General features: G+C 48.3%; 13 protein-coding genes. 6 read left to right on the forward strand and 7 right to left on the reverse strand.

Annotated features, from left to right (window positions below):
• Positions 1-93 precede the first annotated feature (93 nt).
• The gene (locus tag ACFI32_RS10575; RefSeq protein WP_462626557.1) at positions 94-1821 is read right to left on the reverse strand and encodes a glutamine--tRNA ligase/YqeY domain fusion protein; all 1728 of its coding nucleotides are present in this window, start codon (positions 1819-1821) and stop codon (positions 94-96) included.
• 281 nt (positions 1822-2102) lie between these two features.
• Here ACFI32_RS10575 and ACFI32_RS10580 point away from each other — a divergent pair, with 281 nt between their 5' ends.
• Positions 2103-2615, forward strand: a complete 513-nt coding sequence (locus tag ACFI32_RS10580; RefSeq protein ID WP_462626558.1) for a peptidylprolyl isomerase — start codon at positions 2103-2105, stop codon at positions 2613-2615.
• Positions 2616-2639: 24 nt separating this feature from the next.
• The gene (locus ACFI32_RS10585) at positions 2640-3479 is read left to right on the forward strand and encodes a UDP-2,3-diacylglucosamine diphosphatase (RefSeq protein ID WP_462626559.1); all 840 of its coding nucleotides are present in this window, start codon (positions 2640-2642) and stop codon (positions 3477-3479) included.
• 31 nt (positions 3480-3510) lie between these two features.
• Here ACFI32_RS10585 and orn read toward each other — a convergent pair whose 3' ends face one another.
• The gene (gene orn / locus ACFI32_RS10590; RefSeq protein WP_462626560.1) at positions 3511-4098 is read right to left on the reverse strand and encodes an oligoribonuclease; all 588 of its coding nucleotides are present in this window, start codon (positions 4096-4098) and stop codon (positions 3511-3513) included.
• A 205-nt stretch (positions 4099-4303) separates the two neighbouring features.
• Here orn and rsgA point away from each other — a divergent pair, with 205 nt between their 5' ends.
• From rsgA to secB, 4 genes are all read left to right on the forward strand, one after another.
• The gene (gene rsgA, locus ACFI32_RS10595) at positions 4304-5407 is read left to right on the forward strand and encodes a ribosome small subunit-dependent GTPase A (protein WP_462626561.1); all 1104 of its coding nucleotides are present in this window, start codon (positions 4304-4306) and stop codon (positions 5405-5407) included.
• Between the two features lie 138 nt (positions 5408-5545).
• The gene (locus ACFI32_RS10600) at positions 5546-5995 is read left to right on the forward strand and encodes a rhodanese-like domain-containing protein (RefSeq protein ID WP_462626562.1); all 450 of its coding nucleotides are present in this window, start codon (positions 5546-5548) and stop codon (positions 5993-5995) included.
• A gap of 270 nt (positions 5996-6265) precedes the next feature.
• A complete protein-coding gene (gene grxC / locus ACFI32_RS10605) occupies positions 6266-6529 on the forward strand; it encodes a glutaredoxin 3 (RefSeq protein ID WP_462626563.1) in 264 nt (87 codons plus the stop codon).
• A gap of 125 nt (positions 6530-6654) precedes the next feature.
• Positions 6655-7107, forward strand: coding sequence for a protein-export chaperone SecB (gene secB, locus ACFI32_RS10610; protein ID WP_462626564.1), 453 nt, complete (start codon positions 6655-6657; stop codon positions 7105-7107).
• Between the two features lie 230 nt (positions 7108-7337).
• Here the strand turns inward: secB and adk are convergent, their stop codons facing one another.
• The 5 genes from adk to ACFI32_RS10635 all read right to left on the reverse strand — a co-directional run bounded on the left by adk (position 7338) and on the right by ACFI32_RS10635 (position 12826).
• Entirely contained in the window at positions 7338-7994 is a 657-nt protein-coding gene (gene adk / locus ACFI32_RS10615; RefSeq protein WP_462626565.1) for an adenylate kinase, read from the reverse strand.
• A 262-nt stretch (positions 7995-8256) separates the two neighbouring features.
• Positions 8257-9537, reverse strand: coding sequence for a c-type cytochrome biogenesis protein CcmI (gene ccmI, locus ACFI32_RS10620; RefSeq protein ID WP_462626566.1), 1281 nt, complete (start codon positions 9535-9537; stop codon positions 8257-8259).
• Entirely contained in the window at positions 9534-10037 is a 504-nt protein-coding gene (locus tag ACFI32_RS10625) for a cytochrome c-type biogenesis protein (protein WP_462626598.1), read from the reverse strand. Before ACFI32_RS10625 ends, ccmI begins: the two co-directional genes overlap by 4 nt.
• Positions 10038-10168: 131 nt before the next feature.
• On the reverse strand, positions 10169-10822 hold the full coding sequence (locus ACFI32_RS10630) for a DsbE family thiol:disulfide interchange protein (protein ID WP_462626567.1): 654 nt from the start codon (positions 10820-10822) through the stop codon (positions 10169-10171).
• A complete protein-coding gene (locus ACFI32_RS10635) occupies positions 10823-12826 on the reverse strand; it encodes a heme lyase CcmF/NrfE family subunit (RefSeq protein WP_462626568.1) in 2004 nt (667 codons plus the stop codon).
• Positions 12827-12875 lie beyond the last annotated feature (49 nt).

The following is a 12875-nucleotide window of genomic DNA, read 5'->3' on the forward strand; positions in this document are numbered from 1 at the left end:
ACAGTCAGCATCAATCGTTGACGTTGACCACAAAAAAGCCCATTCCTAGCGTACTAGAAACGGGCTTGATTATAAACCACTATTGTTCAGTGATTAAGATGGCTTATAGCTGTCACGCAAGCTGACAATTTGGTTAAATACGGGTTTGTCGGTGCTGTGTGTTTCGCTATCGGCGATGAAGTAACCCTCACGTTCAAACTGAAAGCGCGTACCCGCCTCCGCCTGCGCCAGTGACGGCTCAACAACCGCGTCCAGCGTGGTCAATGAGTTGGGGTTAAGCGCGTTATGTACATCACTAACACTGCTTGGATCTTCAGTGTTAAACAGCTGCTCATACAAGCGCACCGTAGCAGGGATGCCAAGGCTCGCTGACACCCAATGAATCACTCCTTTAACCTTACGGCCTTCTGGATTGTTGCCAAGCGTGGTCGGATCGATGGTGGCCTTTAGCTCAACCACGTTGCCTACCTCATCGGTAATGTGCTCCGTGACTGCCAGCACATACGTATTACGCAAGCGAATCTCCGGCTTTTGTGGAGACAGGCGCTTGTAACCCGCTGGCGGCTCAATTTCGTAGTCGCCTTGATCGATATACAGCGTTTGCGTGAATGGAATCTCACGCGTGCCCATATCGACATTGGGGTGTTTTGGCTGGCTCAGCCATAGCGCCTGAGCATCTTCGTCCCAGCGTGCGTCAACACTGTCGGCCTTAAGACTTTCCCATTCGCTCACCGCTTCCTCAAAGTTGGTAATGGTCACTTTCAGCGGTTTTAGCACTGCCATACCGCGTGCGGTGGTGGTTTCTAACGACTGGCGAATGCTGAATTCGAGCAAACGCATATCAACCATACCATCGGCTTTGGTGACGCCAATACGGTCACAAAAGTCACGCAGCCCTTCAGGCGTATAACCACGGCGACGCATGCCAGCAACGGTCGGCATACGAGGATCATCCCAACCGCTGACGATACCTTCATCCACCAGTTGCTTAAGCTTGCGCTTACTGGTTAACGTATGATCGACATTAAGGCGAGAGAACTCATACTGATGTGGCGGTAGCTCAAAGCCAACCTTGTCAATCAACCAGTCGTACAATGGACGATGGTCTTCAAATTCCAGCGTACATAGTGAGTGCGTCACGCCTTCTAGAGCATCTGATAGCGGATGGGCAAAATCATACATCGGATAAATGCACCATTTGTCGCCCGTTTGGTGATGTGACTGGTGCATCACGCGATAAATGATCGGATCACGCATATTCATATTGGCGTCGGCCATGTCGATCTTGGCGCGCAGCACCGCTTCGCCATCAGCATACTTGCCATTTTTCATATCATCAAAATGCTGCAAGTTGGTGGCGACATCATTACCACGCTGCGGTGAGTCTGTACCTGCTTCATTAAACGAGCCACGATTGTCTTTGATTTGCTCAGGGGTTTGCAAATCCACATAGGCATCGCCTTGCTCAATCAATTGCACCGCCCACGCATGTAGCTGGTCAAAGTAATGTGATGCATGCAGCGCTTCCCCTGTCCACTCAAAACCGAGCCACTGTACATCTCGTTTGATACTGTCGATATAATCTTGCTTTTCAGCAACGGGGTTGGTGTCGTCATAGCGCAAATGGCAGGCACCATCAAACTCCGCAGCAACGCCAAAGTTTAGGCAGATGGATTTGACATGACCTAAGTGCAAGTAACCGTTTGGCTCAGGAGGAAAGCGCGTGACGATTTGTTGATATTTTTGTGCGTTGATGTCCTCGCGAATGATATTACGAATAAAGTCATTTTTTGGTTCGGTACTGGTTGAGTCTGCACTCATGGGGCACTGCTCCTAACACAAGTTGTAATAATGCCATCACGCATCATAAAAAAATTTCAAAGGCTGGTAGAATAAACGTTGCGTTATTCTATCAGGTTTCCTAAACGCATTAACAGCCTGATACATGACAGATGAGAAAAAAGCCGTTAGACTAGCCACAACTTTGGCGTGCGCGCCAGCCAATCGTGATTGTATGGTTGGCGGTTAGTAGTTAGCTTGCAGCGCACGCTTTACTCTGTACAGTATCACTGTCGATACTGCCACCAAAAAAGGATAACAACATGGTTGACATGCCAGTAGTAGAACTTGACACCAATATGGGCGCAATCGTTATTGAACTGAACGAAGAAAAAGCCCCAAAAACCGTTAAAAACTTTTTAGACTATGTCAAATCAGGTCATTACGACGGTACTATTTTTCACCGCGTCATCGACGGCTTTATGATTCAAGGCGGCGGTATGGACGCTGACATGAACGAAAAGCCAACCAATGCCCCTATCGAAAACGAAGCCGATAACGGTCTAAAAAATACCGCTGGTAGCATCGCTATGGCGCGTACCCAAGACCCACATTCAGCCACCAGCCAGTTTTTTATTAGCGTAAAAGACAATGACTTCTTGAACCATTCTGGCAAAAACATGCAAGGTTGGGGCTATACTGTATTTGGTCAAGTCACAAGTGGCATGGATGTGGTAGAAAAAATCAAAGGCGTACCAACAGGTCGCTACGGCATGCATGCTGATGTACCAAGAGAGCCTGTGGTCATCAAATCAGCCACCATCATCAACAAATAATAGTTACCACCAAGGTTATGATACATGCAGACTTTTAATCACCTGATCACCACCCGTCCACATCATGTGCGGCTGCTTCTGGTCAGCGATTTGCATCTATCACCTGATGAGCCTGCCTTAGTGCAGGCTTTTTTGGCGCTGCTTGATGATGCACTGGCTCTGCCTAAGTTGCAGCGCTTAGTGATCCTTGGCGACTGGTTCGAGGTATGGCTAGGTGATGATGTCTACCTGACCTTGTCAGCAGATGAAAAACAGCAGCACTGGCTCACTCCGCTGATTGGCAAACTCAAACAATTGCGCATCAATGGCTGCGACATAGTGGTGATGCACGGCAATCGTGACTTTTTATTGGGCCAGCCGTTTTGTAATCTTTTTGGCGGCAAGCTGATTGAAGAGCCTCACTTTTTGACCATTGGCCAAAAGCGTTATCGCCTTGAGCATGGCGACGCGCTATGCATTGACGACAGCAAGTATCAACGCTTTCGTAAGTTGGTGCGCAGCCGTTTGGTGCAGTGGTATTTTTTGCGCAAACCACTTAATAAGCGCTTGGCTATTGCTGATAATATGCGTAAAAAGAGCAAGCAAGACAATCAGACCAAAGCAGCCTATATCATGGATGTTAATGAGATGGCAGTGAATGAAGTGCTTACCCACGCTGACGTCTTATTGCATGGCCACACCCATCGTCCAGACTGTCATACTGCTGGAGATAATAATGACAAAATTCGCTACGTGCTTGGCGACTGGCGCATTGCAGACAAAAAAACGCGCCAACCAAAAGTTGACGCGGTGATTGCAGCGGTTATCAGTGCCGAAGACGAGCCAGAACGACTTGATTTGGTTGGCTTTGAGCACCGACTTTAAGCCCCAATTATCCTGACCTTAAAACTTGGTCTTAAGGAATCAGTTTAAAAAAGTGCTGGCGATAGTGTTTCAGCTCGCGAATTGAGTCACGAATGTCATCTAGTGCCAAGTGACTGCCATTTTTTTCAAAGCTTCTGAGCACATCAGGACGCCAGCGAAAGCACAGCTCTTTGATCGACGACACATCTAAGTTGCGATAATGAAAAAACTTTTCGAGTTCAGGCATCTGCCGCGCCATAAATCGGCGATCTTGGCAAATCGAGTTGCCGCACATGGGCGACTTGCCGCTATCGACCCACTTACTTAAAAATTTGATGGTTTCTGCTTCTGCTTGCGCTAGTGTGACAGTACTACGGCGGACGCGGTCTACCAAACCGGATTGACCATGCTGCTTGGTATTCCATTCATCCATGCCATTTAGGACGCGGTCGGATACCTTAATCGCCATTACTGGGCCTTCTGCCAAGACATTCAAGTCCTCATCAGTGACGATAGTGGCAATTTCAATGATGTCGTCTGTTAACGTGTCCAGCCCTGTCATCTCTAAATCAATCCATACCAACCCTTTTTTACCTTGATGCTTGATTTTAATCTTGTTGGGATGATCAGTGGTACTCATACAGTATCCTATGCTCAATATTTTTTGAATGGCTGGGGTCACGGCTGTAGCAAAACAGCTGCCGTTGATGGTTTGAGGCTCAGGCGCACCAGTAGCAGCGCTGCCAAAACATTACAAAACCCCTGCCTGACGCAAGCGCTTTAGGCTGTATGTTAGCAAATTTTCACGATACACTTAGAGATATTTTTATGATAGGTCACAACCCATGGCATTAATCCGGCAACGCAAACTGAGTAAACAGCAGATTCGGCGCATCGACAAGCAGCAACAATCCAATCAAGACAGTCTTGATGACAGCCTCATGGATGGCGTCGTGATGGCACATTACGGCAAGCAATTAGAAGTCCAAGTCACCAGTTTGCCTGCCGTGATACCTGTGCAGCCTGAAGTGGCTCCTAACGACCCTGAGCCATTTTGGCAAGCATTGGCACTGGACGATGTTTGGCGCTGTCATGCGCGTACCAATTTGCCTATGTTGGCGACTGGCGATCATGTGCGCTGGACTGCGGATCCTAATACAGGGCTTGGCCGCATTGAAGCGATGCAGCCACGCACCTCACTGGTCTCGCGCCCTGATCGCTATCATAAGCTCAAGCCTGTCGCCGCCAATGTTGATATTTTGGCCATTGTTTTTGCGCCCTTGCCTGCCGCTGCGCCGACTTTGATCGATCGCTACCTCGTGGTCTGTCATCACGCGGGCGTCAAGCCGCTACTGGTACTGAACAAAGCCGACTTGCTCACCGAAGCGGCCTATGCCGCAACCAATGACTTGCTGCTGCAATATGCGGCGCTGGGCTATGACAGTGTTTTGACATCGGTTGACTGCCCTGAAAACATCGCCGATAGCGATGAGCAACAAGGCCTAGGCGAGCTAAAACGCCATATCGATAATAAGCTGGTTATCTTCGCTGGCCAATCAGGCGTTGGTAAAAGTAGTCTGATTAACGCGCTACTGCCCGAGTCGGCTCAAAGCGTCAATATCATCTCCGAAAACTCGCAGTTGGGACAGCATACCACCACCACCAGCCGCTTGTTACCGTTTAACCCTGATGAGCTGACTCAAGGTGGTATCGTTGACACCCCAGGCATCCGTGAATATGGTATTTGGCATTTGACCCCTGATGACATCATTTCAGGCTTTATTGAGTTGGCACCCTTATCAGGTGATTGTCAGTTCCGTGACTGCAAGCACACGCACAACAGCAAAGGCTGTGCGCTGTGGCAAGCTGTGGCTGATGGCAACGTCCTGCAGCGCCGCGTCGAAAATTTAGTTACCCTGCAAGCTGAAGCAGACACTAAACCTTATTAGTCCCCGTTATGGTACATAATCGGCGCTATTTTATCGCACGTTTACTATAGATGACCTTATCGGTATAATAGCGCCTTGTTCAAAAACATCACACCATAATCATGGTCTGGTAGAACGCTTATTTTTTGGAGGTATGGTTTGGATCGTGCGCTTGAATTTGTGGGCAACCACCCGTTTTTATTTGGTATTTTAGCGGTACTTATCGTATTGTTTTTTACCATCGAAAGTAAACGCAGCGGTAGAAAAATATCGCCAAATACGCTAAGCATGATGGTGAACTCTGATAACGCGCAGCTGATCGACATCCGCGCCAAAAAGAAATTTACCACAGGCTATATCAACGGTAGCCGTAATATTCCGTTTACAGAATTCAAAGACCGCTTAGACGAGATACGTGCGATTGAGCAGCCTGTGATTATCATCTGTGATATGGGCGCACAAGCAGGCGCTGCGGTACAGATGATCGGTAAAGAAAACGTCTATCGCTTAGAGGGCGGTATTGGCGGCTGGCAGGCAGGTGGTATGCCGCTTGTGGGTGTTAAAGACGTGCCAGCTAAAGGCAAAGGCAAGGCCAATTTGAGTAAATAAAACTTATCGGCCTGCTTATATAAAATATGAATGATTAAAAAACGCCACCTGATGTGGTGTTTTTTTTGTGCGTTTATCTGTGATTACGTGAGCCTTTGTAACTGCCAGACTGTACCCGCTTGAATTTATAACCACTACCCCCACCTCACAAACACAGCTTTATATCATATGTATGACAACGTAAAGATACGAAAGCCATAAGGTTATCAACCTTTATGTCGCTTATTATCATAATAATGATCACGACCTACCATTTACTAAGGAATCATCATGACTGTACCTGTTAAAGTATACACCACACCAATTTGCCCATATTGCTCAAATGCCAAACAACTTTTAAAATCAAAAGGCGTGGATTATGAAGAGATTGGTATGCACGACATGAGCCGCGAAGAGCGCCAAGAACTCATGCAAAAGACCAACAACTACCGCACCGTACCACAAATATTTGTTGGTGAAACCTTTGTTGGCGGTTTTGATGAATTGAATCAGATGAACCAACAAGGTAAGCTTGACGAGCTATTGGCAGGCTAATCTGCTACATTATGGCTTGGCAAAGTATCATAGGCCAAACAAACGCCTATTTACCTTGCTGGATCGATCAATAGTTATTATCATAACTGGCTTATATTTACCTTTTTTATATTTGAGGAATTACCATGGCTGAAGAACAAGCACAACCACAATTGGCACTTGAGCGCATTTACGTCAAAGACATGTCACTTGAAGTGCCGGGCGCAGACGTATTCACCAAAGAGTGGAACCCTGAGCTGGACATCAACCTATCAAGCAATGCTGAAAAGTTGGACGACGATCATTATCAAGTGATTTTGACTGTGAGCGTCAACGCCAAAAATGCGGACGCGCCTGCCTTTATCGCTGAAGTGCATCAAGCAGGTATCTTCTTGCTTAAAAATATTCCAGAAGAACAAATCGGCCAAATCCTTGGTGCCTACTGCCCGAACGTGTTGTTCCCTTATGCGCGTGAAGTCATCAGCGACATCGTGACTCGTGGTAGCTTCCCGCAGCTGCTACTTGCGCCTGTTAACTTTGACCAAGCCTACGCACAAAGCCAGCAGCAAGCCCAAGTAGACGCTCAAGGCAACGCGTAAATGTTGGCATAAGTATGAATAGATAGGCAGTCTTTACCAACTGCCTATTTGATAAATGCTAAAAAAAGCCGTACGTTGATGATCAATGTGCGGCTTTTTTGTATTGATAGCAAGGATAAAAGGCATTAATTCATACTTATGAGCCCTCGCTGGCCTGATGAGCAGGCACAAAAAGACCCTGCTTATTAGCAGGGTCTTTAATAAGCGCCTCTATTGGCTACAATCGATAACTAGCCTTTTAGTGCTGACAAGATTTGCTGCTTAACTACCTCGATATCTTGCGTACCATCAAATTTATCATAGTTTGGCGCATCGGCACCTTCTTTGGCTTTTTCTTGATAGAACCCAACCAAAGCAGCGGTTAGCTCATGATACGTGGCCAAACGTTCGCGGATGGTGTCTTCTTTGTCATCTTCACGCTGGATAAGCGCCTCACCAGTCACGTCATCGATACCTTCTTGCTTTGGCGGGTTGTAAACCACGTGATACACGCGACCTGAACCTGGATGCTGACGACGACCTGACAAGCGGCTGACGATTTCATCATCAGGAACACTGATTTCAACCACATGATTGATCGCTACATCGGCATCTGCCAATGCTTGCGCTTGAGGAATGGTGCGTGGAAAACCATCAAAAATGCAGCCATTGGCACAATCAGGCTTGGCGATACGCTCTTTTACCAAATTGATGATCAAATCATCAGATACCAAACCACCAGCATTCATGATGCTTTTAGCTTTCATACCAAGCTCAGTGCCTTCTTTGATAGCCGCACGCAGCATATCGCCCGTTGAGATTTGCGGGATATCAAAGGCTTCTGAGATAAACTGGGCTTGAGTGCCTTTACCAGCGCCTGGTGGTCCTAGCAAAATAATACGCATCATTGTACGCTTCTCCTTCATAAATGGGATTGGTGGATTGGTATTTGAGTCATTGCCACGACTACCTTACCTTGTGCTCCTATAAAGCTCAAGTTTTTTTAGCGCAAGCCCTACTACTGCCAGTGAATTGGGGAGTCATAGACGACCATTGCGTAGACTCGCACCCAATTGATTTTGATCAACATATCATCAGGCTATGGCATATATGAGATATTAAAAACATAGCTGAAAAAAGCGACCTTACAGTGCCGCCTACCTCAGCAGGTTATGGCACCTGCTGATTGATCGCAACGTTGACTTGGTTTTGCTCAGCGCTGATGACCACAGGGTTACCTGATAAGTCGCCAGATTGTGCTATCGCCGTACCACTGTGACTGATGCGAGCCACCACAGCGAGCTGAGTTTTTTCAGCACGGGCAGACTGAATGGTACGTCCTGGCATCATGGCATCCAAGTCGCTTAAGCTGACGCTGGCCTCACCTTGTTTGATGACACTGATGGGCAGACGCTTGGCCGCATACGGCGGACCGCCGTTAACATCACGAATGGCGACAAACAGCACATCGTCCGCCTGAACCAATGGCAACAAGCTACTGTTGATACTGACAGTGATATCGATACCCTGCGCTGCTTGCTGCTGCTGCTTGTCTACGTTGGCTCTGAGCTCATCTAGGCTACTCAAAGCTTGCGTGTGGTCTCCGGGTTTGGCGGCAATGCTGCTACGCAAACGATTGATCCAGCCACGCGCTTGATCAAAATTACTGGCACGAGCTTCACCCATGGCCATGATCATTTGCGCGCCTTCATGATTAGGGTTTGTGGCCAACACATCTTGTAGAACGCGGCGGCTGGTAGCATCCAGCTGGCCACTGTTTGAAAAGAAACTCACCTGTGCATAGGTGGTGGCAATATCTTCATTATCTGGTGACAAACGATACGCGCGCGATAATGCCTCTAAGGCAGAATCGGTGGATTCTAACGATAAAAACAGCTCTGATAGGCGCATCCAGCGATCAGGGTCATCAGCATGACGATAGACATTGGTCTGCATCGCGGTAATCAGCTGACGGCCATCTTCAATCGCCCACGCAGGTGGCTGATCAATTTGGCCGGTTAACAAGTCATCAGCCACTTTGCCGACTTTGTCTTCCGCTTGCCACAGCTCAAATACTGGTGTACGGTCGCTGACCAACAGATAAGCCATCGCGGCCAACACAGGTACCCAAACAGTCACGATCATGCGGCTTTTGACACTAGGGGTTACCATTGGTGTCGCTTGCCGCTGAACATCGAGCAATTGACGCTCAAGCTCTAGCTTTTGATTTTGATAATGGGCGTCGTCAATGGTGCCACTGTCTTTATCGACTTTTAGTTCAGCCAAGCGCTCGCGAAAGACGGCCACGTTGATATCTAGCAACTGATTGTCCGCCGTACGCGACTGTGTGCGCGGCGCACGTAACCATGGCACAATAACAATTACAGCAAGTAGCAAAGCGAGCAACAAGCTTAGGGAAACAAATAAGCCCGCAGTAGAAAATAGCGTCATTTTTTATCCTCTGGGCTGGTGATATCATGGTCAACGGTATTCGAGCGTGATAACAGCTGATCCAGCTCTGCTTGCTCCTTTGCGCTCAATGCCTCTGGTGCTGGCATTGGTGCGGCACTACTTTGACCGCTAGCGGCCAATTGCTGACGCTTACTGCGCCAAAACCAACCGGCAATCAATACAATCAATAATAGTGGCGGAAAAAACCACAAGATCCATGTCGATGGGCGTACAGGCGGACGATAACTGATAAAGTCGCCATAGCGCTCTTGCATATAGTTGCGTATTTCACCATCGGTACGGCCGTCTTTGACCAAATCATAAGTTTTTTGTTTGAGATCTTGCGCAATCGGTGCATCAGAGCCTGCAAGGTTTTGATTCTGACACTTAGGGCAGCGCAGCTCCTCGATCAAACCGCGGTACTGGGCCTCTTGTTGCGGCGAATCGAACTCATAGACATCGATAGCAGCGTACGTTGATACGCTAAATAATAGCGCCATCAGCAGACCTATGAGCGCCAGCCACGTCGCTTTAGCGATATCTGCTAACACAGATGGCATGCTTTTATGCGTTGGCATCAGTGTGGGCGACCCACTTAGTGCCCTATCAGCGCGATTGATAACTAGTAACTTCACTGACAGGCCTCCTTAAGCGTTTGGGCATCAGGGCTGGTGGCATTTGTGTTGGCCTCATTGAGTACCATCATGCACGGTGCCACACGTTCTTGCCAATTCACCTCGTTGATCTCACCGATAATATGCTGGCGAATAACACCCTCACCATCGACCACAAACGTCTCTGGTGCACCAGTCAAGCCCAAATCTAGGGCAAACTGACCGGGAGAATCTTGAATAGACATCGAAAACGGATCGCCGCGCTGATTGAGATAACTGAGTGCGTTGCCGATCTCATCTTTGTAATTGACCCCGACAATGTTGATACCGCGATCGGCAAGTGTCATCAAAAACGGATGCTCAATAACACAAGTGGCGCACCAAGAGCCCCAGACGTTCATCAAAAACGGTTGATCTGGTAGATTACTATTGGTCATCGTCCGTGTGGTGTCAGAAAGCAGTGGGAGCTCAAACGCAGGCACAGGACGCTCTAACGCGGTATTGGTCACAATCTCTGTTGGTTTGCCAAGCCGCATATAAAGCATGATAAACAGGCCCGCAAACACAATCAGCGGAATCAAATACCATATTTTCAGCTTATTTTTCTGCACTGGGCGACCATTGTTGTTCGGTTGTCCATTTTGATTGGGTGTGTGTTGCTGTGCGCTCATTTATTGCTCCCCCATCACAGGTTTTTTGGACAGCGGCGAGACCAAACCAGTGCTATCTGCTTTGGTCTTTTTGATGCGGTAACGCTTATCAAGCATACTGATTAAGCTGCCCAGCGCCATAATGATCGCGCCGAGCCAAATCCAGCGAATCAGCGGCTTCACATAGATACGCACCGCCCACTGGTTGCTGCCATCAGCGATTGGTTCACCGAGCGCCACATACACATCGCGCATCAAGCTGGCATCGATGGCCGCTTCATTCATTGGCATCATACTGACAACATAGGTACGTTTTTCAGGATATAACGTGGCTACTGGTGCGCCATTTTTGGTAACTTCTACCTGCGCCTGAATACCATCAAAGTTGCTGCCTTTTACATCATGAAAATCCTTAACCTCAAAGTCATAACCCTGCACGTTAATGGTATCGCCTTCAGCAAGCGCCACATCACGTTCGATGCTTAGGCTGGTGGTAAACGCCACACCGATCACCGCCATTAGCACACCGATATGTGCAACCTGCATGCCCCAATAGCTCATGCGTAATTGGCGTAGTCCAGACCCCAAACCTTGTGCGTTTTTGGTTTTGTCTTTGATATCAAATATCATCCATGCTAGCACCCAAATACTCAGCGCCACCGAAACAGCAATATTGAGCATGTCAGACGGATGAGTAAAGTAAGCAATCACCGCCCCAAGCACCGCCGCGCTCACGCCTATTACCATTGCGATGCCCAGCAAGGGACGCTTATCTTTTTTCCAGCGAATATTAGACCCCATACCCATTGCCAGTAGCAGCAGCCACGTCAGCGGTACAAACAGGGCATTAAAATAAGGAGGGCCAACAGACACCTGCCCCAAATTAAAGGCATCGGCGATGATGGGATATAGCGTACCCAATAACACGACCAAGGTGGAAATCAAAATAATAACGTTGTTGATGACCAAAAAGGACTCGCGTGAGATCAGCTTATACTGACTCTCAACCGTCAAACGCCAACCACGTATGGCAAACATCAACAAGCCGCCGCCGACAATCACGCCCAAAATAGCCAAAATCACCATACCACGGGTCGGATCAGCGGCAAATGAATGCACTGAGGTAATGACACCTGAGCGCACAAGGAAAGTACCCAGCAAACTTAGCGCAAATGCGAAAATCGCCAGCATGATGCTCCATGCTTTAAACACCCCGCGTTTTTCGGTAACCGCCAGCGAATGTAGTAGCGCGGTACCTGCCAGCCACGGCATCAATGATGCGTTTTCAACAGGATCCCAGAACCACCAGCCGCCCCAGCCAAGCTCGTAATACGCCCACCATGAACCCAGCGCGATACCAAGGGTCAAAAAGCCCCAAGCGGTTAGTGTCCACGGCCGCGACCAGCGTGTCCACACCGCATCCAAGCGGCCTGACCATAACGCCGCCATACAAAAAGCAAACGGCACCACCATACCCACATAGCCCATATATAGCATCGGCGGGTGAATGATCAAACCGGGATCTTGCAGTACTGGGTTAAGATCCGCACCATCTACTGGCAAATTGGGCAAAGTACGATTAAAAGGTGATGAGGTAAAAATCAGCATCGCCAGCATCATCATCTGCACGCCTGCCAAAATCACCAATACCCGCGCCCGCATGGATAACGGCAGACCACGGCTAAAATAGGATACCAGAGCACACCATGTGGCCATGATGGTCATCCACAGCAGCAGCGACCCCTCGTGACCGCCCCATGTCGCCGACAGTTTATAGTACCAAGGCAACAAGGTATTTGAATGCTGAGCAACATAAACAAGGCTAAAGTCATTATAGTAAAAGCCTGCCATCAGCGATAAAAATGACACCAGCATCGCGGCAAATTGCGCCCAAGCCAAACTGGGAGCCAAACGCTGCCACGCCACTTGATGGCGCATAATGCCCACCGTGGGTAATACGACCTGCAAAATCGCCAATACAAAGGCGGCCAGTAAGGCAAAATAGCCCAATTCTGTGATTAACATACGGTCTAACCTTGTTTACCTTAATACGGTCATAGTTTACTTAAGAAAT

The organism is Psychrobacter sp. PSi21 (assembly GCF_054960615.1).